The organism is Cellulomonas sp. A375-1, from assembly GCF_001040865.1.
GTDB classification, from domain to species: Bacteria; Actinomycetota; Actinomycetes; order Actinomycetales; family Cellulomonadaceae; genus Cellulomonas; species Cellulomonas gelida.
Map to the genome: position 1 here is coordinate 5,412 of NZ_LFKW01000103.1, position 24,503 is coordinate 29,914.

A 24,503-nucleotide genomic window follows, 5' to 3' on the forward strand; every position below is an offset into this window, starting at 1 on the left:
GACGGTGTACGTGCCCTTGGTCAGCGCCTTCAGCGAGACCGAGGCCTTGCCACCGGACAGCGGCGCGTAGATCGTGCGCCGGACCTTGCCGCTCTGCACCAGCTGGATCTTCGCCTTGCCCGTGGGGACCACGCCGGTCGTGGTGCGGACCGTGACCTTGAGCGTCGCGATGCCGGTCCCGGCCTTCAGGCTCGTGCGGCTCAGCGTCGTCGTGATGCTGGAGGAGACCTTGACGACCTTCGTCGTCCTGGTCGCCGACGACGCCTTGACGCTCGCGCTGCCCGAGTAGGCGACGGCCACGGAGTACGACCCGACCGCGAGTCGCGGCAGCGTCACCGAGGCCGCGCCCGAGGCCAGCGTCACCTTCTTGGTCGAGACCACCGTGCTGCCCTTGCGGACGGTGACCGTCGCGGTGCCGGTGACCTTCGTCGTGCCCGCGGTCACCTTGACCTTCACGGCGTGCGTGGCGCCGTACGTCACGGACGACGAGAGGGTCACGGCGGTCGTCGACGCGACGGGCTTCTTCGTCACGACCACCCGGTACGTCGCGGTCGTGCCGTCCTGCGCCGTCACCGTGATGACGTAGGTGCCGTCGGAGGCCTTCGGCGCGACGACGACGGTGGCGTCGGCGTCGGTCGCGACCGCGCGGACCACCGCGCTGCCGGACGTGGTCTGCACCGCGTACTGCCGCACCGCGGGGCTGAACCCGGGGAGCGCGACGCCGTCCACCGTGATCGACGCGAGCGTCGCGTCGGTGCGCGGCGCGACGACCGCCGCGCTGGCCGGCGTGGTGCGCACCGAGACGTGCCCGGCGGCGTCGGTCGCGGTGACCTCGGCGGTCACCGTCAGCCCCAGGTCGGCGGCCCGGACGACGAAGGTCGACCCGGTCGCCCCGGCCACCGGGTCGCCGTCGACGAACCAGCGGAACCCGGTCGCCGTCCACTCGGCACCGGTGGGCGCAGCGGTCAGCGTGGCGCCGACCCGCGCGGCACCGGTCAGCGCCGGCACCATCACGGTCTGCGGCGTCACGTGGCGCAGCGTCGGGCGGATGGTCTGGAACAGTCCGTTCGCGCCGATGGTGATCTGGTCGAGCTTCGTCTCGCGGTAGTACCCGGTGCGCTGACCGGCCGGGACGCTCTGGGCGAACCGGTGGTACGCGATGTACCAGTCGTCGGTGCCGGGGACGTTGAGGATCGACGAGTGCCCGGTCGCGTAGACGTCGAGCGCCGGGTCCTTGACGAGGATCTCGCCGCGGTAGGTGTACGGCCCGGCCATCGACGTCGCGGTCGCGTAGCCGACGCGGTAGTTCTCGCTGCCGGTGTCGTCGATCGAGTACGTCAGGTGGTAGGTGCCCTGGCGGTAGTTCATGAACAGGCCCTCGCGGAAGTTCGTCAGCCCGCGGATCGAGATCGCGGACGTCTTGAGCGAGGTCATGGAGTCGTCGAGCTCGGCGTAGTACGGCGTGCCGTTGCCCCACATCAGGTAGTACTTGCCGGTCTGCGGGTCCTGGAACGCCGCCGGGTCGATCTCCTGGCCGTTGCCGGTGGAGCCCTTGAGCATCGAGTCGCTCATCGCGGTGAACGGGCCCTGCGGGCTGTCCGCGATCGCGACCCCGATGTTCTTGGCGTTGTCACCGGGGTGGTGGCCCGAGAAGTAGAAGTAGTACTTCCCGTCGCGCTCGATGATCGTCGGCGCCCACGCGTTGCCGGTGGCCCACGGCACGTTGCCGTTCGCGCCGTCGAGCGTGAGGAAGGGCTCGGCCGCGCGGGTCCACGTGACCAGGTCCTTCGAGCTCCACGCGTAGAACGTGTTGCCGCCCCAGCCGGGCTTCCCGTCGGTGGTCGCGTAGATGTAGTACGTGTCGCCGAAGACCGCGATGTTCGGGTCGGCGTAGAAGTGGCCGCCGGTCGCGTCGACGAGCGCGGGGCCGTCGTTCGGCAGTCGCGTGGGGACTTGGAACGCGACGGGCGGCAGCGTGCGGGTGACGCCGGTGCGGTCGACGAGCGTGGCGGTGGCCGTGACGTCGATCAGCTCGTCCTGCTCGGACTGCGGGCGCGTGACCGTGCCGTCGGGCGCGACGATCCCCGCCACGTCGGCCGTCCACGTGACGCCCGGCGCACCGGGCAGCGACGCGGTGACCTGCGTGCCCGCGACCGCGGCGACGTCGGCCGCGAACGCCCCGGCGACCGTCGCGGAGTTCGAGCGGTACAGGTCGGCGACCTGCTCCGGGGTCAGCGCGGTCGCGTAGATGCGCGCCTGGGACACGCCCCCGACGTACATCGAGTCCGCGCCGTACGCCGAGCGACCGATCGTGTTGAGCGTCTGCGTCGCGAGCTCCGCGGGCGTGACGACCGAGGCGTTCGTCGTGGACGCGACCTGCTCGCCGTCCACGTACAGCGTGATCGTCGCCGGCGAGACCGAGCCGTCGATCGTCGCGGTGAGGTTGGTCCACGTACGTGCGGGGAGCACGGCCGGGTCCTCGGCGCTCTGCTCGGCCGTGTACGTGGTCGCGGTGATCTTGGTGCGCGCGTGGCCGTTGCCGGTCGTCGCGAACCAGTAGCCCTGCGTGCCGGTCCCGCCGATGTTCCACAGGAAGTTGTTGCGACCCAGCGAGACCGGGTCCGCGCTGGTCTCGATCGAGACGGTCGCGCTGCGGGCGCCGACGAGCAGGTTGTTCGGCAGGGAGACGTAGCTGCTGCCGTCCAGACGCAGGCCGTGCCCGCCGATCCAGGCGGCGTTCCCGACGACGGTCGCATCCGCGTCGTTGCCCGAGCCGTCGGCCGCGACGGTGCCGCTCGTCTCGTCGAACGCGTAGTGCGCGACGAGACGGTCGGCGCGCTGCGCGGGGACCGTGACCGCGTAGGTGGCCGCGTCGGTGAGCCCGCGCGTCGCGTAGCTCACCTGCAGGGTCACCAGGGCGTCGGGCTGGCCCGCCACGGGCCGCACGACGACACCGTTCGCACCGATCACGGCCGGGTCCGACGACGTGAGCGTGACACCCGGAGGCAGCGCCAGGCTGCGCGTCGCCCGGCCCTCGCCCGCCACGACCCGCAGCGCCTTCTCGACCTGCGCCCGCTGCGCGGCGAGCGCCTCGGCGGCCTGCTCGTCGGCGATCGCATCCGCCTCCGCGGCCGTCAGCGCGTCCGAGTAGACGCGCAGGTCGGCGACCTCACCGCTGAACCGCGCGTCGTCGGCGTACGCCGACCGGCCCAGGTAGTTGACCGCGTGGCTCCCGAACTGCCCCGGGGTCACGGTGACGTTCGTGGCCTGCGCGGCCTGCACGCCGTCGACGTAGAGCGTCAGCGTCTGGGAGTCGGCGTCCAGGACGCTCGTCATGCTGTACCAGGTGTTCGCGGCGAACGCGCTGGTCGCGCGCGCGTCCCGCTCGTTCTGCCAGTTGGTCGACGTGATCTTGGTGCGCGCCTGCCCGGTGTGCACCGCGCCGAACCAGTAGCCCGTCCCACCGCCCGACGCGCTCACGCCGACACCGCCGAACGTCCACACGAAGTTGTTCGCGAGGAACGCCGCCGCGTCCGCGCGCACCTCGACCGACACGCTCGCGCTCGTCGTCCCCGCGAGCAGCGACGGCAGGGTCACGTACGCGTCCGGCCCGAGCAGCAGCCCGCGCTCCCCCGCCGCGACCCGCCCGACGACGGTCGCGTCACGTCCGTTGCCGCTGACGTCCGGCACGGTCGACGAGCCCAGGTCCGCGAAGTCGTAGTGCGCCACCAGGGCGTCGGTGGGCGGCCCGGCGGGCTCGGCCGCGGTCGCGGGCATCGCGAGCCCGGCGATCACGAGCCCCGCGAGCGCGGCCGCGCTGGTCGTGCGGGTGAGGGTGGAGCGCATCGTCTTCCTCTCGTCGCTGCTGCGCACCGGTGACGTCACCGGCGCATGCCACAGGACGCGCTCGCGCGCGCCAAGGGGCGGCCGCCCCGGAGGTTTGCGGCCCTCCGGGGCGGCCGGGCGGGTCAGCGACCCGCAGGGTGAGCGCTGTGGGTCCGCGACGCGGTCGGCGGTTGCTCGCGCGCGCAGCGCTCGTGTGGTCCGTCGTGCTTCGTGGTTCGGGCTTCGTGGTTCGTGCTTCGTCGTGCGCCTGGTCGTGCGTGTCGCGTCGGGGGGCTGACCGTGCTCCTTCGCAACGGTCCGCGACGTCGTCGTCGGCTGTACCCGGGCAACTGTCGTCCGGTTGGCGGCGATGTTAGCGCTCACACGCCGCGAAGGGAAGGCCCCGCGCGCCGGCTGGGCCGACCGGGCGACCGTCTCCGGGCGCGGGACGCACGGACGGCAACTAGGGTCGGCTCTTTCGGGTGACCCGATCGTGGGGAGGTGGTCGTCGTGGGTACGAGAGCCGGGACGTTCGTCGTCGGAGTCGGCGTCGGGTACCTGCTGGGCACACGTCGCGGGCGCGAGCTGCTCGGCAAGGCGGGCGGCAAGGCGGGCGAGGTGTGGCGGCACCCGCGCGTCCAGGAGTACGTGCAGGACGTCGAGGTGCAGGCCAAGGAGTTCGCCAAGGCGCAGGGCACCGCCCTCAAGGACAAGGCGTTCGAGGCGGCCCGCTCGGCCACGGGGACGTCCGGCGACGATGCGCCGAGCGTGGTCGTCGAGCCGGACACGCGCTACGACATCTGAGCCACCGGCACCACGCGCGCGGGACTGCGGGGCGCGCTCCGTCTAGCGCGAGACGAGGGCGAGCCCGTACGTACGCGCCGCGGTGCCCGAGCGGACCGCGGCCAGGTCGTCCCCGTCCAGTGCCCGCTCCAGCGCCGCGTCGACGGCCGCCCGCGCGCGTCGGCCGGGATCCGCGAGCAGGCACACCGGCCAGTCGGAGCCGAGCATCAGGCGCTGCGGCCCGAACAGGTCGAGCGCGACGTCGACCACCTCGCGCACGTCGTCGGCGTACGACGGGCCGGGACCGTCGGTCGCGTACAGCCCGGACAGCTTCGCGACGACGAGGGGGTTGCGCGCCACCTCAGCGAGCGCGGCGCGCCACCGCGCGAGCCCGGCCCGGTCGCCGAGCACGGGCCCGCCGAGGTGGTCCAGCACGAGTCGCAGCCCGGGGTGACGCTCGCCGACCGCGGGCAGCACAGCAAGGGCGGCCGCACCGGCGGCCGGGTCCACCGCGATCGATCCCGTGACGAGGATGCCCCCGGAGCCGCCGAGCGTCGTGCCGTTCGAGGGCGCTCCTTGCAGGGGCGTGCCTTGCAGGGGCGTGCCGTCGACCGCCGAGCGAGCGGGCGCCCTGCGCACCGTCGTGCCGTCCGAGGTCACGTAGTCGTACGGCAGGTCGAGCCGCTCGAGGACCCCGAGCCCGGCGTCGGTCTCGGGCCGCAGCACCCAGCCCGGGTCGCGGCGGTGGTGCTGCAACGTGCGGACGCCGACGACGCGCGTGCCCGCCGCCGTGGCCATGCCCCGCGCGCGCTGCACCTCGTCCGCCACCTCGTCGGGCCGGTCCAGCGGCGCCCACACGACGAGCCCCGCGACCCGCGCCTCGTCGCGCGCGACCGACGCCATGACCTCGACGTCGCGCGGGTCGTCGCATGCCTGCACGAGCACGGCGCGCACGGGGTCGTCAGCCGTGCACCCGTCGTCCTCCTGCTCGTCGTCGAGGTGCGCCGCGAGGTCCGGGTAGGTGAACGCCCCCGTGAGCGGGCCCATCCGCGGGCGCAGCCACGGGTACCGCACCCACGCCGGGTCCCAGACCTGGGCGTGGGCGTCGATGATCACGGCACCACCTTGGCCGACTTGCCGCTTTTCGGGTAGAGGGTGGGGCCGACGGTCTCAGCGTCCTGCTGTCCGCGTGACCTGCGGCGCAGCAGGACGAGACCGAGCGTCCTACTGGCCGCGGTCGCCGGCGCGGCCGACGAGCACCGAGCACCGCGCGTGGTGCACGACCGCGGACGCGGTGGACCCCATGACCGCGCGGCGCAGGCCGCTCAGCCCGCGGGTCCCGAGCACCACGAGGTCCGGCTCGGTCTTCTCGATCATGCCGAGGATCGTCGGGCGCACGTCGAACGAGACCGTCATGGGGACGGCGCCGACGAGGAACGTCCGGACCTCCTGCGCGCCCGCCGCGCGCAGCTCGTGCGCGGCCTCGATCATCGCCGCGCGCGGGTCGCCCTGCGCGGTGTCGACGCCCATGACCGTCACCGCGGCGTCGCGCAGCAGCGGCAGGCTGCCGAGCGTGCGCACCGCGTCGAGCGCGTCGGGGGAGCCGTCGGCGCAGACCAGCACCGAGCGCACCGGCTCGGTCGAGCGCGCGATCAGCACGGGCGTGAGCGGACGGTGGGCGGAGACGAGCCACTCGGCGGTGCTGCCCAGGTGCAGACGCTTGAGCAACCCGTGCCCGCGCGGGCCGATCACGATCAGGTCGGCGTCGTCGTACCCGTCGAGGACCACACGCGGGTCGGCCTCGGCCAGCAGGTGCTCGACCGGGACGTCCGGCTCGGTCAGCGCGCGCGCCGGCTCGGGGTGCCAGGCGTGCGGTGCGGCCTGGTCGCTGGGCGAGCCGTCCTCGCGGGGTCGCGCGGTGATCGCGGTGACACGCCAGCCCGACCAGGGCTGTGCCGCGACCCAGGCCCACACGTCCGCCGCGGAGTCGGTGCGGTCGTCGCCGACCACCAGCCAGGGGCGAAGGTCATCGGGACCGTGCGTCGTCGCCTCGTCGGGACGAGGTGTCGTCGTGGGGGTGCTCATGGCCGCCACTCCTTCACGGGCAGCCGCGCCGCGGCAGTCGTCCAGTCGACGGCTCGGGACCGCCACGCGGGACTGCTCTCCCTTCGGTTGTACCTCCGGCCCCCGTGCCGGGTATGGGCCCTTCGGCCCGGTCCGTCCGCTCGCCTGGTGCGCGCCGGGCGACGGGCGCACCCTGAGGGCATGCCCCTCGAACACGGCTACGGCGTGCTGGTCGGCACCCTGACGTCCCACGAGCGCGACACCCCCGACAACCAGGGGCGGTGGTTCCACGTCAACCTGCAGGTGCAGACGCCGGCGGGCAGCTACCGGTGCGCGGTCGACGTGGACTCCGCGAAGTCCGCGATCGGGGTGCAGTGGCGCACGTTCGGCGTCTCGGCCCGGGATCTCGGGCCGGTCGCGACCATGACGCCCGGCTTCCACTTCCTGGCGAGCAACCCGACGAGCGGGGCCGTGGACCTCATCCGGCACCCCGCGTTCCGCCCCCGCGGCGGGTGCCTGTTCGTCACGGCACCGCCCGCGTGGCTGCAGGCGATCATCACGTGGCTCGCCGAGCACGCCTGGACCGCGGGCGACAACGTGGCCGCGGCCACCGCGCTCGAGTCGGTGCTGCAGGTCGGGGCGCGCACGCTCGTCTTCGGCGAGCCGTTCACCAGCGGGCTCGGCGTGCACAACATCCACCAGAACCAGGGCGACCCGGCCGGCTCGCAGTGGTGGGACGATAACGCCATCTGGCAGGACGGCGCGACGCTCGTGCTGCGCCCCGACGGCGGCTACGCCGTGTTCGTCTCGAAGTTCTCGTCGCAGTCCTCCGCGACGGACGCCGACGGCCACCCGCTCTGACGGGCCTTCTGCCCTGCCTGCGACCAGCTCAGACCGCCGCCCGACAGCGACACGCGACACACCCCGCTCACGCGCCGACGTAGGTCGCCAGGTGCTGGCCCGTGAGCGTCGAGCGGTCCGCGACGAGCGCCGCGGGGGTCCCCTCGAACACCAGCCGACCACCGTCGTGGCCCGCACCGGGGCCCAGGTCGATGATCCAGTCGGCGTGCGCCATGACCGCCTGATGGTGCTCGATGACGATCACAGACTTGCCGGAGTCGACGAGCCGGTCGAGCAGCGCCAGGAGCTGCTCGACGTCCGCGAGGTGCAGGCCGGACGTCGGCTCGTCGAGCACGTACACGCCGCCCTTGTCGCCCATGTGCGTCGCGAGCTTGAGGCGCTGACGCTCGCCGCCCGACAGCGTCGTGAGCGGCTGGCCCAGGCTGAGGTAGCCGAGCCCGACGTCGGCGAGCCGGTCGAGGATCGCGTGCGCGGCGGGCGTGCGCGCGTCCCCCGCGCCGAAGAACTCCTCGGCCTGCGTCACCGACATCGCCAGGACGTCGGCGATGTTCTTCCCGCCGAGCGTGTACTCGAGCACCGCGGCCTGGAACCGCCGGCCCTCGCACACCTCGCACGTGGTCGTGACGCCCGTCATCATCGCGAGGTCCGTGTAGATGACGCCCGCGCCGTTGCACGTGGGGCACGCGCCCTCGGAGTTCGCGCTGAACAGCGCGGGCTTGACGCCGTTCGCCTTCGCGAACGCCTTGCGGATCGGCTCGAGCAGCCCGGTGTACGTCGCGGGGTTGCTGCGCCGGGAGCCGCGGATCGCGGTCTGGTCGATCTCGACCACGCCCTCGCGCCGCGCGACCGACCCGTGGATGAGCGAGCTCTTGCCCGAGCCCGCCACACCCGTCACGACGACGAGCACGCCGAGCGGCACGTCCACGTCCACGCCCTGCAGGTTGTGGGTGCTCGCGCCGCGGATCTCGATCGCCCCGGTCGCGGTGCGCACCGTGTCCTTGAGCCGGGCGCGGTCGTCGAGGTGCCGACCGGTGAGGGTGTCGCTGCGCCGCAGCGCGTCGACCGTCCCCTCGAAGCACACCGTGCCGCCCTGCGTCCCGGCGCCGGGCCCCAGGTCGACCACGTGGTCCGCGATCACGATCGCCTCGGGCTTGTGCTCGACCACGAGCACGGTGTTGCCCTTGTCCCGCAGCTGCAGCAGCAGCTCGTTCATGCGCTGCACGTCGTGCGGGTGCAGGCCGATCGTCGGCTCGTCGAACACGTACGTGACGTCCGTCAGCGACGACCCCAGGTGCCGGACCATCTTGGTGCGCTGCGCCTCGCCCCCCGACAGCGTGCCCGCGGGGCGGTCGAGGCTGAGGTAACCGAGCCCGATGTCGACGAACGAGTCGAGCGTCTCGCCGAGCGAGGTGAGCAGCGGCGCGACAGTCCCCCACGGGATGGCGGAGCCATCCTTCCCGTGGGAGGTACCCCCAGGCTCGTCGAGCCCGCGCACCCACGACGCGAGGTCGTTGATCTGCATCGCGCACGCGTCGGCGATCGAGATACCGGCGATCTTCGACGAGCGCGCGCCCTCGTTGAGCCGCGTGCCGTCGCAGTCCGGGCACGTGGTGAACGTGATCGCGCGGTCGACGAACGCGCGGATGTGCGGCTGCATCGCCTCGCGGTCCTTGGACAGGAACGACTTCTGGATGCGCGGGATCAGACCCTCGTACGTGACGTTGATGCCCTCGACCTTGATGCGCGTCGGCTCCTTGCGGAGCAGGTCGTCGAGCTCGCGCTTCGTGAACTGGCCGATCGGCTTGTCCGGGTCGAAGTAGCCGCACTCGCGGAAGATGCGCCCGTACCAGCCGTCCATCGTGTAGCCCGGGATGGTCAGCGCGCCCTCGTTGAGCGACTTGCTCGCGTCGAACAGCGCCGTCAGGTCGAAGTCGGTGACGCTGCCCATCCCCTCGCAGCGCGGGCACATGCCGCCGATCTGCGAGAACTCGCGACGCTCGGTCTTCTTGCCGGACGCGCCCTCGATCGTGATCGCGCCCGCGCCGCTCACCGACGGGATGTTGAACGCGAACGCCTGCGACGAGCCGATGTGCGGCTGCCCGAGGCGGCTGAACAGGATGCGCAGCTTGGCGTTGACGTCGGTCGCGGTGCCGACCGTCGAGCGCGAGTTCGCCCCCATGCGCTCCTGGTCGACGATGATCGCGGTGGTCAGCCCGTCGAGCACGTCGACGTCCGGGCGCGGCAGGTTGGGCATGAATCCCTGCACGAACGCGCTGTACGTCTCGTTGATCATGCGCTGCGACTCCGCGGCGATCGTCGAGAACACGAGCGAGCTCTTGCCCGAGCCCGAGACCCCGGTGAACACCGTGAGCCGCCGCTTGGGCAGGTCGATGCTGACGTCCCGCAGGTTGTTCTCGCGCGCGCCGCGCACCCGGATCAGGTCATGGCTGTCGGCGGCGTGCCGCCCAGGGGCACCCTCGCTCGTCGTCGTTGCTGGCGTCATCGCTCGCGTCTCCCTCGCTGCGCACCTCCCGACGGAGGACCGGTCCGTCGGAGCCGGCGGTGGCTCGTCGTCGCGGCCACGCTAGCGCGCACGACCGACACGCGGTTCAAGGGCCACCTGGCCCCAGGGCGTGCCGCGGAGCGGGGCTAGCGACCCTCGGGCTCGTCGTGCCCGCGGTACTCGAACGAGCGCACGACGACGTCCCCGCGCTCGGCCACGACGCCCACCATGCGCCCGGTGAACCCGGCCGCGACCTCGGTGGACAGGTACCGGCCGTCGAGCCGCCCGAGCTCACGCCGCCCCGCCGCGCTCTCGACGCGCGCGACGACCTCGTCGGGCCCGCGCTGCGGGCTGAAGACCCCGAACGGCGAGGCACGGACCTCGAGCTCGAGCACGGCGTCGTCGTCCAGCGGCGCCTCGCCCAGCACGGAGGTGAGCGAGCCGATCCGGGCGACCGCCCGCACCGTCGACCCGTCGACCTCGAGGGTCACCGCGTGCGTCGCGTCGAGCCGGATCTCGAGCCCGCCCACGCCCGCGGACGCCTCGACGCGCGCGTGCGCGACCACCCGGTTGTGCTCCTGCCGCCGCCCGACGAACGTGCGCCCGCTCGTCGTCGCGGTCAGCCGCCACGTGCCGTCGCCGGCCGGACGCAGCACCTCGTCGGGGAACACGTGCGCGCCCACCCACTCACCACCGAGCTCGGCGCCCAGGTGCTCGCGCGCAGGCGCGATCGCGGCGGGCTGGATCGGGGTCGTCGGCACCGGCCAGCCGTCGCGCCACTCGACGTCCGCGGCGAACGTCTCGCGGCCCAGCACGTGCCACGAGGGGAAGTAGCCGCGCGGCCGCACGGCCAGGAAGACGATCGCCCACGAGCCGTCGGGACGCTGGACGAGGTCGGCGTGGCCGGTGCTCTGGATGCTCGCGTCGGTGCTGCGCGCGGACAGCACAGGGTTGGTCGGGCAGGGCTCCCACGGGCCCGACGGCGACGGTCCGCGCGCGATCGTCACCATGTGCCCGGCGGCCGTCCCGCCCTCCGCCGCGAGCAGGTACCACAGGTCCCCGACGCGGTAGAGGTGCGGCCCCTCGACGTGCGCGCCACCCGTGCCCGCCCAGGTGAGCTGCGGCTCGGTGAGCAGGTCACCGGTCACCGGGTCGAGCTCGGCCTGGCGCAGACCGGCGTCGCACCACGTGATCAGGCAGCGGCCGTCGTCGTCCCACGCGATGTCCGGGTCGATGCCGCCCGCACCCTCGATCCGCACCGGCTCGGACCACGGGCCCGCCGGGTCGTCCGCGGTCACCAGCAGGTGCCCGGGCCCGTCGGACACGTTCGTCGTGATCATCCAGAACCGGCCGTCGTGGTGCCGCAGCGTGGGCGCGTAGATGCCGCCGGACGGCTTCGCGTCGGCGACCCGCAGCTGCGACGGGCGCGACAGCGCGTGGCCGATCAGCGTCCACGTCACCAGGTCGTCGGACCGGAAGATGGGCACCCCCGGCGCGTACTCGAAGCTCGAGCACGCGAGGTAGTACGTCTCCCCCACTCGGCAGATCGAAGGGTCGGGGTGGAAGCCCGAGATCACGGGACGCGTCGGCATCGGCACGACGACGAGCCTGCCACGCCCGCCGCCGCACACCGGGCGGGGTTCCGGCGCGTCCGCACGACGATGCGCTCTGCACGGCCACGGCCCAGCGCGCGGCGCTGTCTATCGTTGCTTTTCGAACGATAGCGCCTAGGATCGCCGTATGAGCGTGGCGGTGACGACTGAGACGCAGGTGGGCACGGCCGTGCGCGCGCAGCGCCTGTCCCGCGAGCTCGACCAGCGCGACCTGGCCGAGCTGGCGGGAGTCGGCACGAGCGCAGTGCGCCGCCTGGAGTCCGGACAGGGGTCGACGATGCGCACGTTGCTCGCAGTCCTCGCCGTCCTCGAGATGCCCCTCACCCTGCCGACCGCCGAGCACCAGCCGCCCGTGAGTCGGCGTGTTCGCGGCAAGACCCACGGACGTCCCGCGCTGGAGCGCCGCGAGGAGAAGATCTCCCTGGAGCTGCACCGTGCGGTCGCGCGGCGGCTGCGCCACGACGGCCCGAGCGTGCGGGCCAAGGCGAGGGCGAACCTGCCGAGGATCGAGAGCAAGGTGCACGGGCGGCAGGCGGTCGACTGGGTCCGTCAGTGGCGCGACGCGCTCGACGGGCCGACGCATGAGCTCGTCGACCTGTTGGTACGTGAGGACGAGCACGGCATCGACATGCGCCAGGTCTCCCCGTTCGCCGGCGTGCTCAGCGACGACGAACGCACCGCAGCGATCCGCAAGGCCCGCCAGTGGTGAGCCGGTCCGATCTCGAGCACGCCATCCGCGCATCGACCAGGATCGTGCAGCAGAAGTCGGTCATCATCGTCGGCTCGCAGGCGGTGCTCGGATCTTGGGACGAGGATGAGCTGCCCGCCGAGGCCACCCTCTCGGTCGAGATCGACGTGTGCCCGATGCACGACGACGACGCGGAGTCCTTGGCAACCGAGCTTGACGCCCGGATCGGTGAGCTCTCGAGCTTCCACGAGACCCACGGCTTCTACATCCAAGGCGTCGGCCGACGCACCGCGCTCCTGTCAACCGCGAGAAGGACCACACCTATGTCGGGGCACTGATCCAGGCGCGGTTCGTCGATCCGAACACCGTCTGGGATCGAGTCACGGCGACCGACACCGACGCGCAGCGCATCGAGGCGGCGCAACGCTGGCTCCTTCAGCACTGCCAGGTCTGGCGCGCCACGGGCGAGGTCTCCCGGGCGCCGTCGCACGGCCCACGCTGAGGCCTTCGTCGCAGACCGCCGAGCGAGGTTCCACCGCAGGCTCGGGCGGGCAGCGGGCAAATCTGGGCGACGGTCGGGGTGTTGCGTGCCAGCATTCCTGGCGCCCCCGACATCAGATCGAAGAGAGCCCAGTGCCCGTGCGCGAGCCGTCGTCGCCTCGTCCTGCCCCGTTCAGCGCCTACACGACGCCCGAGTTCTGGGACGACCCGCACGTCTCGGCCCAGATGCTCGCGCTGCACCTCGACCCCGACGCCTCGCACCGGTCGGTCGAGCACGCGCGCGCCGTCGCTGACGCCGAGGGCCGGCCCGCCGAGTTCCGCGTCGCGAACTACCTCGTCGACGACCTCGGCCGCGAGCACGACGCCGCGCTCCTCCTCTACGAGGACTTCTGCGCCCTGAGCCCCGCGCAGCGCGGCGGGCTGCTGCGGCGCACGCGCGAGGCGCTGCGGCCCGGCGGGGCGTTCGTCATGGACGTCACGGCCGCGCCCCGGTTCGCCACCGAGCACCTGGGCGAGCGGCACGAGCGCGACCTCGACGGTGCGGGTGGAGAAACGCGCGCCAGGCGTGACCTTCTCCACCCACACCGTCGGTGGTCGGTCAGCGGGAGCTGAACGCCGCGTCGAACGCCGCCGACGGCGGGTCGAAGGCGTTGCGGCGGACGAACTCGAGGGCCTCGGGGGCGCCCACGAGGCGGTCCATCCCCGCGTCCTCCCACTCGACCGAGATCGGGCCGTCGTAGCCGATGGAGTTCAGCGCGCGGAACGCGGCCTCCCACGGCACGTCGCCGCGGCCGGTCGAGACGAAGTCCCACCCGCGGCGCAGGTCCGCCCACGGCAGGTGCGAGCCGAGCCGCCCGTTGCGACCGTTGCCGAGCCGGAGCTTCACGTCCTTGCAGTCCACGTGGTAGATCCGGTCGCGGTGCTCGAGGATGAAGTCGACCGGGTCGAGGTCCTGCCACATGAAGTGGCTGGGGTCCCAGTTCAGGCCGAACGCCTCGCGGTGGCCGATCGCCTCGAGCGTGCGCTGCGTCGTCCAGTAGTCGTACGCGATCTCGGAGGGGTGGACCTCGTGCGCGAACCGCACGCCGACCTCGTCGTACACGTCGAGGACCGGGTTCCAGCGGTCGGCGAAGTCCTGGTAGCCCGCGTCGACCATCGCAGCCGAGGCCGGCGGGAACATCGCGACGTACTTCCAGATCGACGAGCCCGTGAACCCGACGACGGTCTTCACGCCCAGCCTCGCCGCGAGGCGCGCGGTGTGCTTCATCTCCTCCGCGGCGCGCTGCCGGACGCCCTCGGCGTCGCCGTCGCCCCACACCTGGTCGGACAGGATGTCGCGGTGCCGCGCGTCGATCGGGTCGTCGCAGACCGCCTGGCCCTTGAGGTGGTTCGAGATCGCCCAGACCTTCAGGCCGTAGCGGTCCAGGATCGCGAGGCGGTCGGCGACGTACGCGTCGTCGTCCCAGCGCCACGGGTCCAGGTGGTCGCCCCAGCAGGCGATCTCGAGGCCGTCGTAGCCCCAGCCGGACGCGAGGCGCGCCACCTCCTCGAACGGCAGGTCGGCCCACTGGCCGGTGAACAGGGTGATCGGGCGGGTCATCGTCAGGCCTCCTGCGTCTCGATCGGGGTCCACGTGCTGTCGGCTGCCGCCGAGCGTTCGACGGCGTCCAGGACGCGCTGCACCTGCAGTCCGTCGGCGAAGGTCGGGGCCGGGTGGTCGCCGGCGGCGATCGCGCGGACCAGGTCGACGGCCTGGTGGGTGAACGCGTGCTCGTACCCGAGCCCGTGGCCCGCGGGCCACCACGCGGCGACGTACGCGTGCTCGGGCTCCGTCACGACGATCCGGCGGAACCCGGCGGTGACCGCAGGCTCGCTCGCGTCGAAGTAGTGCAGGACGTTCATGTCCTCGAAGTCGAACGCGAGCGAGCCCTTCGAGCCGTTGATCTCGAGCCGGATCGCGTTCTTGCGGCCGTAGGCGAACCGCGTGGCCTCGAACGTCGCGAGGCCGCCGCCGGACATGCGGGCCAGGAACACCGCGGCGTCGTCGACGGTCACCGGCCCGGTCGCGCCGGAGGACGACGACGAGCCGGACAGGCCCGTGAACTCGTCGGCCACCGGGCGCTCGTGGACGAACGTCTCGAGGATCGCGCTGACCCCCGTGACCTGCTCGCCCGTGATGAACTGCGCGAGGTCGACGACGTGCGCGCCGATGTCGCCCAGCGCACCCGAGCCTGCCTTCTGCTTGTCGAGACGCCAGGACAGCGGCACCGACGGGTCCGCGATCCAGTCCTGCAGGTACTGCGCGCGCACGTGCCGCACCTGGCCGATCCGTCCCTCGACGACGAGCGTGCGCGCGAGCTGGATCGCCGGGACGCGGCGGTAGGTGAAGCCGACCATCGCGACCTGCCCGGGCGCGGCGGCGGCCGCCGCGGCCATGGCCTCCGCCTGGGCGACCGTGTTGGCCAGCGGCTTCTCGCACAGGACGTGCTTGCCCGCGGCGAGCGCGGCCAGTGCGATCTCCTCGTGCGTGTCGCCCGGCGTGCAGATGTCGACGAGGTCGACGTCGTCGCGCGCGACGAGGGTGCGCCAGTCGGTGGTCGTCTCGCGCCAGCCGAGGCGCGCGGCGGCGGCGCGCAGCTCCGGCTCACGGCGTCCCGCGACCACCGCCATGTCGACCTCGAGCGGCAGGTCGAAGAACCGCGGCGCGGTGCGCCACGCGTGCGAGTGGGCGACGCCCATGAAGGCGTAGCCGACCATCCCGACGCGCAGGCGGGGTCGGGCGGTGCTCGGTGCGGTCACGGGTCCTCCTCAGGAGCCGGGGTGGGGCGGCCGGGTGCGGCCGCCCCACCGGGAGCGTCAGGACTCGAAGGCCGTCGGCAGGTACTGGTCGACGTTCTCCTTGGTCACGACCGGCGCGTACAGCTGGATCGTGCGCGGCACCTCGACCTCGACCAGGTCGCTCATCGACTTGCCCTGGACCAGGAGCCGCGCGAGCTTGATGCCGTCGGCCGCCTGCGTGGACGGGTAGATGACCGTGGCCTTGAGCACGGTGTCGTCGGCCTTGATGGCCTCCATGACGTTCTTCGACCCGGCGCCGCCGACCATGAAGAACTCGTCGCGGCCCGCGGCCTCGATCGCCGCGAGGACGCCGACGCCCTGGTCGTCGTCGTGGTTCCAGATCGCGTCGAGCTTCGGCGCGGCCTGCAGCAGGTTCGCCGCGGCGGCCTCGCCGCCCTGCACGGTGAAGTCGGCCGCCACGCGGTTGGCGACCTTGAGCCCGCACTCGCCGAGCGCGTCGGCGAACCCCTGGCTGCGGTCCTGCGTGAGCGGCAGCGAGTCGATGCCCGCGATCTCCGCGACCTTCGCGTCGGCCTTGCCGCCGAGCTGCTCGCAGATGAACCGGCCCGCGCTGATGCCCATGCCGTAGTTGTCGCCGAGCACGGTCGTGCGCGCCGCGGTCGGGTCGTCGAACTCGCGGTCCACGTTCACGACGACGATGCCCGCCTGCATGGCCTTGATCGCGACCTCGGTCAGCGCGGCGCCGTCGAACGGCAGCAGGACGATCGCGTCGACCTTGTCGTTGATGAACTGCTCGATCTGGCTGATCTGCAGGTTCACGTCGTTCGTGCCGTCGGCGACCTTGAGGTCGATGTCGGGGTACTGCTTGGCCAGGTCCTGCGCGGACTTGGTGATCGAGCCCATCCAGCCGTGGTCGGCGGCGGGGGCGGAGAAGCCGATCGTGACGGTGTCGCCCTTCTCGTCGTTCTCCCCGCCCGGCACGACGGCGGCCTGCGTGGTCGCGTCGTCGGTCTCCTGCGGCTCGTTGGACGTGCAGCCGGCCACGAGCAGCGACGCGGCGGCCAGCGCCCCGGCGGCGGCGACCCAGCGCCGGCTCAGACGTGCGGACATGACGATCCTCCTTGATCGGTGGTGCGCGAGTGGTGCGCCGGGCGGGAGCCGGCGCGAGCTGGGGTCGTGGCGAGGCGGCTACGTGCCGGCCCGGGAACGGTCGGCGAGCCGCTGCTGCAGCAGCACGGCGCCGACGATGATCGCGCCCTTGAACACGGACTGGGCGGAGATCGACAGGTTGTTCTGCGTGAACACGTTGGTCAGCGTCGTGAAGATCAGGACGCCCAGGACGGTGCCGACGATGCTGCCGCGGCCGCCCGCCAGGAGCGTGCCGCCGACGACCACCGCCGCGATCGCGTCGAGCTCGTAGAGCATGCCGTTGGTGGAGCTGCCCGCCGTGGTGCGGCCGAGCATCATGACGCCGGCGATGCCCGCGGCCAGGCCGGACAGCGCGAACAGGTACATGGTGTGGCGCTGGACCTTGATGCCCGCGAGACGCGCTGCCTCGGCGTTGCCGCCGACGGCGACCGTGCGGCGCCCGAAGGTGGTGCGGTTGAGCAGCACCCACCCGGCGACGGACACCACGGCGAAGATCCACACGAGCACCGGCACGCCGAGCGGGTCCGCGCGGAAGAAGTCGAGGAAGTCGCGCACCCGCACCACCTGCGTGCGGCGGTTCGCGATCACCTCGGCCAGGCCGCGCGCGGCGACCATCATGGCGAGCGTCGCGATGAACGAGACGACCTTGCCGTACGCGACGAGGACGCCGTTGATCAGCCCCGCCCCGACGCCCACGCCGAGCGCGACCAGCACCATGACGATCCAGTGCGAGTCCTCGGCCATGGTCTGCGTCGCGATCGTCGACGCCCACACCGAGGCCAGGCCGAGCACCGAGCCGACGGACAGGTCGATGCCGCCGCCCGTGATGACGAACGTCATGCCGATCGACAGCACGCCGAGCACGGACGCGAGCCGCAGGATCGTCAGGAGGTTGTCGAGCGTGGCGAACCGGTCACCCGCGGTGATGATCCCGACGAGGCAGATCGCCACGAGCGCGATCACCAGCCCGAGGTTGCGACCCGCGGGGCCGTGCAGCAGGCTGCGGCGCCGCCGTGGCTGTGATCCCGGGGCCGACGCCACGGTGCCCGGGGCGGGCGCGTCGCTCGCGGCGACGTCGTGCTCGCTCATGCGGCACTTCCTTCCATGACGAGGTCGAGCACGCGGTGCTCGTCGATGTCGGTGGCGGGCCCGGTGTGGACCACCCGCCCTTCGGAGACGACGAGGACGCGGTCGGCCAGGCCGAGCACCTCCTCGATCTCGCTCGAGACGACGACGACCGCCGTCCCTGCCGCGGTCAGCTCGGCGACGAGCGCGTAGATCTCGGCGCGCGCGCCGACGTCCACGCCGCGCGTGGGCTCGTCGAGGAGCAGCACGCGGCAGCCGTGCACGAGCCAGCGCGCGAGCACGATCTTCTGCTGGTTGCCGCCGGACAGCGTGCGCGCGTGCCGGGTCACGTCCGCGGGCCGCACCTCGAGCGCCTCGACCTGCGCGCGGGCCTGCTCGCGCTCGGCGTTCTCGTCCAGGAAGCCGCCGCGCGCGGTGCGGGTGAACGTCGAGAGCGTGACGTTGCGGTAGACCGGCTCGTCGAGCAGCAGCCCCTGGCTCTTGCGCTCCTCGGGGCACAGCCCGATCCCGGCGGCGACCGCGTCGGCGACCGATCCGGTCCGCACGCGCCTCTCGCCCACCCGCACGGTCCCGCTCGTCGCGCGTCGTGCGCCGAACACGGTCTCGAGGATCTCGGAACGGCCCGAGCCGACCAGGCCCGCGAGCCCGACGACCTCGCCGGCCCGCACCGAGAACGACACGCTCTCGAACGCCCCGCGCAGCGCGAGGTCGGCGACGTCGAGCACCACGGGCGCGTCGGCGGCGACCGGGACGCGCCGCGGGATCGCGTACTCGACCGTGCGGCCCGTCATGAGGCGGATGAGGTCGGGCGTCGGGGTCGTCGCGGGCAGGCCCGAGGCGACGGTCCGGCCGTCCTTGAGCACCGTGATCCGGTCGCCGATCTGCCGGATCTCCTCCAGGCGGTGCGAGATGTAGACGACCGAGACGCCCTGCGCGGTCAGGTCCCGCACCACGCGGAAGAGGTTGGCGACCTCCTCGGAGTCGAGGACCGCCGAGGGCTCGTCCATGACGATCACGCGCGCGTCGTGCGACAGGGCGCGCGCCATGCTGACGATCTGCTTGCCCGCCGCGGACAGCCGCCCCACCTCGCGGTGCGGCGGGATCGAGGAGTGACCCAGCCGGGCCATGAGCTCGCGCGTGCGCTGCGTCGCCTCCCGGCGCCGCGTGAACCCGCCGCTCGACAGCTCGTGGCCCAGGTAGATGTTCTCGGCGACGGACAGGCCGTCGACCACGTCGAGCTCCTGGTACATCGTCGCGATCCCGAGCCGCAGCCCGGCGACCGGGTCCGCGATCGTCACGACCTCGCCGTCGACGACGATCTCGCCCGCGTCCGGCTGGTGCGCGCCCGCGAGCACCTTGATGAGCGTCGACTTGCCCGCGCCGTTCTGGCCGAGCAGGCAGTGCACCTCGCCCGCCCGGACGTCGAGCTCGACGCCGTCGAGCGCGCGGGCGCCGGGGAACTGCTTGACGATCCCCCGCATGACGAGAAGCGGAGCCTCGGGACGCGGCGCTGCGTCCGGTGCGCCCGGGATCGGGCGGTCTGCGTCGACCATGAGGATGAACGTAGGGTCACTTCTGCTCAGCGTCAAGCAAAAGTTGCCTATTGCGGATCAGAGTTGCACGATTGCGATCCACAGAAGCGGTGCCCTTAGGCGCGCACGCCAGGACGAACGTGCCGCCGACCTGCTGAAACGGAGTGGTTCACTGTGCGCATGGACGAGCAGACCCGCGCGCCGCGTCCCAGCGGCACGGGCGAGCTGTTCCAGCTCCTGCGCGACGGGCAGCCCCGGACCCGGTCCGACCTCGCGTCCGTGACCGGCCAGTCACGCTCGACGATCGCGACGCGCGTCGACCTGCTCCTCTCGTCCGGCCTGGTCAGCCCGGCGGGTGAGGCGTCGTCGACCGGCGGCCGCCCGCCCGCCACGTTCGCGTTCAACCCCGCCGCGCGGGTCGTCCTGGCGGTCGACCTGGGCGCCACGCACGCGCGACTGGCCGTGACCGACCTCGCGGGCACGGTGCTGGCCGAGCACGGCGAGCCGATCTCCATCGGCGCGGGACCGGCCGTGGTCCTCGACCGCGTCGTCGAGATCGGCCTGGACCTGCTCGTGGCCGCCGGCCGCCCGCAGAGCGACCTCGTGAGCGTGGGCGTCGGCCTGCCCGGGCCGGTCGAGCACTCGACCGGCCGTCCGATCAACCCGCCGATCATGCCCGGCTGGGACGACGCCGACGTGCCCGGCCTCCTGCGGTCCCGCCTGCACGTCCCGGTGCTCGTGGACAACGACGTCAACCTCATGGCGCTGGGTGAGCACACCTCGCAGTGGCGCGGCGTGGACCACCTGCTCTACGTCAAGGTCGCGACCGGCATCGGCGCCGGGATCATCTCCGACGGCGCGCTGCGGCGCGGTGCGCAGGGCGCCGCGGGCGACCTCGGGCACGTCGCGGTCCCGGGCGGGCAGGACCGGCCGTGCCGGTGCGGCAACACCGGCTGCCTCGAGGCCGTCGCGAGTGGTCCGGCGATCGCCGGCGAGCTGCGGGCACGGGGCCTGGACGCGACGACGAGCGCCGACGTGGTCGCCCTCGTGCGCGCCGGCGACCTGACCGCGAGCCACGCGGTGCGCGACGCCGGGCGCAGCATCGGCGGCGTGCTGGCCGCGTGCGTGAGCCTGCTCAACCCGTCCGTGATCGTCGTCGGCGGGCAGGTGGCCGAGGCCGGCGAGCACCTCATCGCGGGCATCCGCGAGGTCGTGTACCGCCGCTCCCTGCCGCTCGCGACCCAGCACCTGCGCATCGTCGCAACCCGGACCGGCGCCGAGGCCGGCGTCCTGGGCGCGAGCGCCATGGCGGCCGAGCACGTGCTCTCGGCCGCCGCGATCGACACCCTCATCGCCTGACCCGTCCAGAGAGATGGCCGCCTGCCTCGTCCGGGCACCTATACATAGTGTGTATACGTGGTGTGTATAGTCGCCCCGTGAGCATCGCACCCGCCCTCCTCGGGCTCCTGCAGACCGGGCCTCGGCACGGCTACGACCTCAAGCGCGCCTACGACGAGCGCTTCGGCCACGACCGCCCGCTCGCGTACGGCCAGGTGTACGCCACGATGGCCCGCCTGCTGAAGAACGGGCTCGTCGAGGTGGAGCTCGAGCCTGGCGACGGCCCGGACCGCAAGCGCTACGCCATCACCGACGCCGGGGTCAGCGACGTCGAGCAGTGGCTGTCGCGCCCCGAGAAGCCCGAGCCGTACCTGCAGAGCACGCTCTACACGAAGGTCGTCCTCGCGCTGCTCACCGGGCACGAGCCGACCGACGTCCTGGACACGCAGCGCGCCGAGCACCTGCGCCTCATGCGCGAGCTCACGCGCCGCAAGGCCGAGGGCGACCTCGCCGACCAGCTCGTGTGCGACCACGCCCTGTTCCACCTCGAGGCGGACCTGCGCTGGCTCGAGCTCACCGCCGCCCGCCTCGACCAGCTCGCCGCCTCGGTGCGCGCGTAGCCCACCCGACCACCAGCACGCGCTCGAACCCGCACCCACTCCAGGGGGATCTCGTGACCACCGCACCAGTCACCACCGGCCCCGGCGCCGTCATCCCGTCGTCCGGACCGCTGCTCGTCGCTCGCGACCTGCACGTCGAGTTCGGCCCGACCACCGCGCTCGCCGGCGCCTCGCTCGAGGTCCACGGCGGCGAGGTCCTCGCGCTCATGGGGCCCTCAGGCTCGGGCAAGTCGACCCTGCTGCACTGCCTCGCGGGCATCCTGCGACCGGACTCCGGGACGGTCGCGTTCGACGGCCGCGACGTCACCGCGATGTCCGACGCCGAGCGCAGCGCGCTGCGCCGCTCCGAGTTCGGGTTCGTGTTCCAGTTCGGCCAGCTCGTCCCCGAGCTGACGTGCGTGGAGAACGTCGCGCTGCCGCTGCGCCTGGCCGGCGTCACGCGCCGCGACGCGCACCGCACCGCGCGCGAGTGGCTCGACCGGCTCGAGGTGCCCGACATCGCCGACAAGCGACCCGGGCAGGTCTCCGGCGGCCAGGGGCAGCGCGCCGCGGTCGCCCGCGCGCTCATCACCCGGCCCCGCGTCGTGTTCGCCGACGAGCCCACGGGCGCGCTCGACTCCCTCAACGGCGAGCGCGTCATGCAGCTCTTCGTCGCCGCGGCCAAGGACACCGGTGCGGCCGTCGTGCTCGTCACGCACGAGGCGCGCGTCGCCGCGTACTCCGACCGTGAGGCCGTCGTGCGCGACGGTCGCGTGCGCGAGCAGGTGCCCGCATGACGCCCGGTCGCAGCAGCGCGCCGGCCGACCTCGCGCTCGGCGTCCGCATGAGCGTGAGCGGCGGCCGCTCCGGCTGGGCCAGGCTCGGACTCATCGCGACCGGCCTCGGGATCGGGGTGGCGATGCTCCTGCTCGTCGCGTCGTTGCCGACGATCCTCGACACGCGAGCAGAGCGCGATGCCGCCCGCTCCCCCGGCACCGAGGTCGTCGAGCCGGGCGACGACACGCTGCTCGTCAAGCGGTTCGCCTCGGACGTCGCGGCCGACCTCGTCGTCGGCTACCTGGTGCAGCCGGAGGGCGCGAACGCCCCGCTGCCACCCGGCGTCGACCGCGTCCTCGCGCCCGGCGAGGCGCTGATGTCGCCCGCGCTGCAGCGCGTCCTGGACTCGCCCGAGGGCGAGCTCCTCGACGGGCGCTGGGGCGACCGGGTGGTGGGGACGATCGCACCCGAGGGCCTCGTCGGGCCGCAGGAGCTGCGCGTCTACGTGGGCACGGACCAGCTCACCGGCGACAACGCGCAGCGCATCAGCGACTTCGGACGCGCCGTGCGCGACGACGGGGCGGACGCGACGACGATGCTCATGGCGCTCGTCGGACTGACCGGCCTGCTCGTCCCCGTCGCCGGCTTCATCGCGACCGCTGTGCGGTTCGGCGGCGAGGCGCGCGACCGTCGTCTCGCCGCCGTCCGCCTCGCGGGCGCCGACGCTGCGACCACGGGACGCATCGCCGCGGGCGAGACCCTCGTCGGAGCGGTCGGCGGCCTGCTCGTCGGCGGGTTGCTGTTCCTGGCGCTGCGCGCGGTGGTCCCGCCGCTGGTCCCGTCGTCGCTGACCTTCCACGGCGCCGACCTGCGGCCCGTGCCGGTGCTCGCCGCGCTGGTGGCCGTCCTCGTCCCCGTCGCGTCCGTGCTCGTCACGCGGTCCGCGCTCAAGCACGTCATCGTCGAGCCGCTCGGCGTCGTCCGGCGCAGCACGGTCGTCCACCGGCACCTGTGGTGGCGCGTCGCGGTCCCGGTCGTCGGGCTCGCGCTCATGCTGACGCCGCTGCTCAGCGGCGGGACCGGCTCCTTCGGGGACTCCCAGGGTCTCGTGCTGCTCGGGATGGTGCTGCTCCTCGTCGGCGTCGCGCTCCTGCTCCCCTGGCTGCTCGACGTCACCGTGCGCCGGCTGCGACCCGGGGCGCTCTCGTGGGACCTCGCGCTGCGTCGTCTGCAGCACGAGAGCGGCACGGCCGTCCGGGCGGTGTCCGCGGTCGTCGTCTCGGTCGCCTCGCTCGTCGCGGTGCACGGGTTGCTCGGCAGCGAGACGGGGACCCCGGGTTCCGAGGACGGGCGGTTCGAGGCCGTCGTGTACGACGACCTCCCGGGCTCGGACGGTTCCCACTGGGCGTCCGCGCTCGCCGGCATCGAGGGCGTGCAGGGCATCGAGACGCGCGTCATGACGTCGGCGGACCCCGTCGACGGCGGCGAGCCGATCGCCCTCGTCGTCGGCAGCTGTGCCTCCTTCACGGACACGACCGGTGCGACCGCCTGCACCGACGGCGACGTCATGCTCGTCGCACCTCCCGACGCCCAGGCGCCCGCACCGGGCACCACGTACGTGCTGGGCGCGCCCGGCTCGGGCGCGTCGACCTGGTCCCTGCCCGCGGACGTGGCCACCGTCGCGCCCGAGTACCCGGACAGCGCGCCCTGGCTGTTCGTCACGCCGCAGGCGCTCGGCGACGCGGTCGTCGTGCCGTCCGGCGACTACGACAACGCGATCGTGACGATCGCGCTCGACCGCGCCACGCCCGACGTGACCGCGCACCTGCAGACCGCGATCGCGCAGATCGACCCGACGGCCACCGTCATCATCAACGACCCCGAGGCGACCAGCTCGATGGTCACGGGCATCCGTCAGGGGCTGATGCTGGGCACGGTCGCGCTGCTCGCGGTCGTCGGCGCGAACCTGCTGGTCACCACGGCCGAGCAGCTGCGCGAACGCCGACGCCCGCTCGCGGTCCTCGCCGCGTTCGGCGTCCGCCGCCGCGTGCTGGGGCTCTCGGTGCTGTTCCAGGTCGCGGTGCCCGTGGTCGTCGGGCTCGCGCTCGCGGTCGTCGTCGGCAGCGGCCTGGCCGTGATCCTGCAGGCCGGCGCCGACCTGCCGGTGAGCCTGGACCTCGCGGGGATCGGCGTCACCGCGGGCGGGGCCGCCGCCGTGGTCCTTCTCGCGACGGCGGCGCTCCTGCCGCTGCTCGGGCGGGTCACGCGCCCCGCGGGCCTGCAGGGCGAGTGACGCACCCTGCCCGTGAGCGTGCTGGGGGCGCTCACGGGCAGGTCGTCATGGTGACTTCCGTACCGGCTACGGATGCCGCGGGGCACGCCCGG

19 protein-coding genes are annotated in these 24,503 nt (G+C 73.2%); 9 read left to right on the forward strand and 10 right to left on the reverse strand.

Features of this window, described 5'->3' with window-relative positions; translation table 11 throughout:
* A partial coding sequence (locus CWIS_RS17680; RefSeq protein ID WP_156186627.1) for a family 43 glycosylhydrolase occupies window positions 1-3,846 on the reverse strand: 3,846 nt, incomplete at its 3' end.
* 489 nt (window positions 3,847-4,335) lie between these two features.
* On the opposite strand from CWIS_RS17680, the gene CWIS_RS10770 reads away from it, so the two are divergent.
* On the forward strand, window positions 4,336-4,629 hold the full coding sequence (locus CWIS_RS10770) for a hypothetical protein (RefSeq protein ID WP_048343334.1): 294 nt from the start codon (window positions 4,336-4,338) through the stop codon (window positions 4,627-4,629).
* A gap of 42 nt (window positions 4,630-4,671) precedes the next feature.
* Here the strand turns inward: CWIS_RS10770 and CWIS_RS10775 are convergent, their stop codons facing one another.
* A complete protein-coding gene (locus CWIS_RS10775) occupies window positions 4,672-5,724 on the reverse strand; it encodes an amidohydrolase (RefSeq protein WP_048343298.1) in 1,053 nt (350 codons plus the stop codon).
* Window positions 5,725-5,832: 108 nt separating this feature from the next.
* Window positions 5,833-6,693 carry a universal stress protein gene (locus CWIS_RS10780; protein WP_141369926.1) on the reverse strand — a complete coding sequence of 287 codons (861 nt, stop codon included), beginning with the start codon at window positions 6,691-6,693 and terminating at the stop codon, window positions 5,833-5,835.
* 180 nt (window positions 6,694-6,873) lie between these two features.
* Here CWIS_RS10780 and CWIS_RS10785 point away from each other — a divergent pair, with 180 nt between their 5' ends.
* A complete protein-coding gene (locus CWIS_RS10785) occupies window positions 6,874-7,533 on the forward strand; it encodes a DUF2278 family protein (protein WP_048343300.1) in 660 nt (219 codons plus the stop codon).
* A gap of 67 nt (window positions 7,534-7,600) precedes the next feature.
* On the opposite strand, the gene CWIS_RS10790 is transcribed toward CWIS_RS10785, so the two are convergent.
* Window positions 7,601-10,036 (reverse strand): excinuclease ABC subunit UvrA, encoded by a 2,436-nt coding sequence (locus tag CWIS_RS10790; RefSeq protein WP_048343301.1) that lies wholly within the window; start codon window positions 10,034-10,036, stop codon window positions 7,601-7,603.
* A 146-nt stretch (window positions 10,037-10,182) separates the two neighbouring features.
* Window positions 10,183-11,628 (reverse strand): glycoside hydrolase family 43 protein, encoded by a 1,446-nt coding sequence (locus CWIS_RS10795; RefSeq protein ID WP_048343335.1) that lies wholly within the window; start codon window positions 11,626-11,628, stop codon window positions 10,183-10,185.
* Between the two features lie 148 nt (window positions 11,629-11,776).
* On the opposite strand from CWIS_RS10795, the gene CWIS_RS17685 reads away from it, so the two are divergent.
* The 3 genes from CWIS_RS17685 (at window position 11,777) to CWIS_RS10815 (ending at window position 13,450) form a co-directional block, all read left to right on the forward strand.
* Window positions 11,777-12,358: a helix-turn-helix domain-containing protein gene (locus tag CWIS_RS17685; protein ID WP_053071674.1), complete on the forward strand. Its 582-nt coding sequence runs from the start codon at window positions 11,777-11,779 to the stop codon at window positions 12,356-12,358.
* Window positions 12,355-12,675, forward strand: coding sequence for a hypothetical protein (locus tag CWIS_RS10810; RefSeq protein ID WP_141369920.1), 321 nt, complete (start codon window positions 12,355-12,357; stop codon window positions 12,673-12,675). Before CWIS_RS17685 ends, CWIS_RS10810 begins: the two co-directional genes overlap by 4 nt.
* A 295-nt stretch (window positions 12,676-12,970) precedes the next feature.
* Window positions 12,971-13,450, forward strand: coding sequence for a class I SAM-dependent methyltransferase (locus tag CWIS_RS10815; RefSeq protein ID WP_053071676.1), 480 nt, complete (start codon window positions 12,971-12,973; stop codon window positions 13,448-13,450).
* On the opposite strand, the gene CWIS_RS10820 is transcribed toward CWIS_RS10815, so the two are convergent.
* The 5 genes from CWIS_RS10820 to CWIS_RS10840 form a co-directional block, all read right to left on the reverse strand.
* Window positions 13,437-14,438, reverse strand: a complete 1,002-nt coding sequence (locus tag CWIS_RS10820; protein WP_048343302.1) for a sugar phosphate isomerase/epimerase — start codon at window positions 14,436-14,438, stop codon at window positions 13,437-13,439. The genes CWIS_RS10815 and CWIS_RS10820 overlap by 14 nt on opposite strands.
* Window positions 14,439-14,440: 2 nt before the next feature.
* Window positions 14,441-15,595, reverse strand: coding sequence for a Gfo/Idh/MocA family protein (locus CWIS_RS10825; RefSeq protein ID WP_048343340.1), 1,155 nt, complete (start codon window positions 15,593-15,595; stop codon window positions 14,441-14,443).
* A gap of 99 nt (window positions 15,596-15,694) precedes the next feature.
* Complete coding sequence (locus CWIS_RS10830; protein ID WP_048343303.1) at window positions 15,695-16,747, reverse strand: substrate-binding domain-containing protein; 1,053 nt, start codon at window positions 16,745-16,747, stop codon at window positions 15,695-15,697.
* A 78-nt stretch (window positions 16,748-16,825) separates the two neighbouring features.
* Window positions 16,826-17,875, reverse strand: a complete 1,050-nt coding sequence (locus tag CWIS_RS10835; protein WP_048343304.1) for an ABC transporter permease — start codon at window positions 17,873-17,875, stop codon at window positions 16,826-16,828.
* On the reverse strand, window positions 17,872-19,353 hold the full coding sequence (locus tag CWIS_RS10840) for a sugar ABC transporter ATP-binding protein (protein ID WP_369796554.1): 1,482 nt from the start codon (window positions 19,351-19,353) through the stop codon (window positions 17,872-17,874). The genes CWIS_RS10835 and CWIS_RS10840 overlap by 4 nt, the downstream gene beginning before the upstream one ends.
* 231 nt (window positions 19,354-19,584) lie before the next feature.
* Between CWIS_RS10840 and CWIS_RS10845 the strand changes: the two genes are divergently transcribed.
* The 4 genes from CWIS_RS10845 (at window position 19,585) to CWIS_RS10860 (ending at window position 24,411) form a co-directional block, all read left to right on the forward strand.
* Window positions 19,585-20,763, forward strand: coding sequence for an ROK family protein (locus tag CWIS_RS10845; protein WP_048343305.1), 1,179 nt, complete (start codon window positions 19,585-19,587; stop codon window positions 20,761-20,763).
* A gap of 77 nt (window positions 20,764-20,840) precedes the next feature.
* Window positions 20,841-21,362, forward strand: coding sequence for a PadR family transcriptional regulator (locus CWIS_RS10850; protein WP_048343306.1), 522 nt, complete (start codon window positions 20,841-20,843; stop codon window positions 21,360-21,362).
* A gap of 53 nt (window positions 21,363-21,415) precedes the next feature.
* A complete protein-coding gene (locus CWIS_RS10855; protein WP_229747312.1) occupies window positions 21,416-22,138 on the forward strand; it encodes an ABC transporter ATP-binding protein in 723 nt (240 codons plus the stop codon).
* Window positions 22,135-24,411 (forward strand): FtsX-like permease family protein, encoded by a 2,277-nt coding sequence (locus tag CWIS_RS10860; RefSeq protein ID WP_048343307.1) that lies wholly within the window; start codon window positions 22,135-22,137, stop codon window positions 24,409-24,411. Before CWIS_RS10855 ends, CWIS_RS10860 begins: the two co-directional genes overlap by 4 nt.
* Window positions 24,412-24,503: the final 92 nt, after the last annotated feature.

What these genes read in the sequence shown, in the direction of transcription:
- CWIS_RS10780 (WP_141369926.1), bottom strand. Translation starts at nt 6,693, where the DNA reads ATGAGCACCCCCACGACGACACCTCGTCCCGACGAGGCGACGACGCAC.
- CWIS_RS10785 (WP_048343300.1), top strand. Translation starts at nt 6,874, where the DNA reads ATGCCCCTCGAACACGGCTACGGCGTGCTGGTCGGCACCCTGACGTCC.
- CWIS_RS10790 (WP_048343301.1), bottom strand. Translation starts at nt 10,036, where the DNA reads ATGACGCCAGCAACGACGACGAGCGAGGGTGCCCCTGGGCGGCACGCC.
- CWIS_RS10795 (WP_048343335.1), bottom strand. Translation starts at nt 11,628, where the DNA reads ATGCCGACGCGTCCCGTGATCTCGGGCTTCCACCCCGACCCTTCGATC.
- CWIS_RS17685 (WP_053071674.1), top strand. Translation starts at nt 11,777, where the DNA reads ATGAGCGTGGCGGTGACGACTGAGACGCAGGTGGGCACGGCCGTGCGC.
- CWIS_RS10820 (WP_048343302.1), bottom strand. Translation starts at nt 14,438, where the DNA reads ATGACCCGCCCGATCACCCTGTTCACCGGCCAGTGGGCCGACCTGCCG.
- CWIS_RS10825 (WP_048343340.1), bottom strand. Translation starts at nt 15,595, where the DNA reads ATGGTCGGCTACGCCTTCATGGGCGTCGCCCACTCGCACGCGTGGCGC.
- CWIS_RS10830 (WP_048343303.1), bottom strand. Translation starts at nt 16,747, where the DNA reads ATGTCCGCACGTCTGAGCCGGCGCTGGGTCGCCGCCGCCGGGGCGCTG.
- CWIS_RS10835 (WP_048343304.1), bottom strand. Translation starts at nt 17,875, where the DNA reads ATGAGCGAGCACGACGTCGCCGCGAGCGACGCGCCCGCCCCGGGCACC.
- CWIS_RS10840 (WP_369796554.1), bottom strand. Translation starts at nt 19,353, where the DNA reads ATGCGGGGGATCGTCAAGCAGTTCCCCGGCGCCCGCGCGCTCGACGGC.
- CWIS_RS10845 (WP_048343305.1), top strand. Translation starts at nt 19,585, where the DNA reads ATGGACGAGCAGACCCGCGCGCCGCGTCCCAGCGGCACGGGCGAGCTG.
- CWIS_RS10860 (WP_048343307.1), top strand. Translation starts at nt 22,135, where the DNA reads ATGACGCCCGGTCGCAGCAGCGCGCCGGCCGACCTCGCGCTCGGCGTC.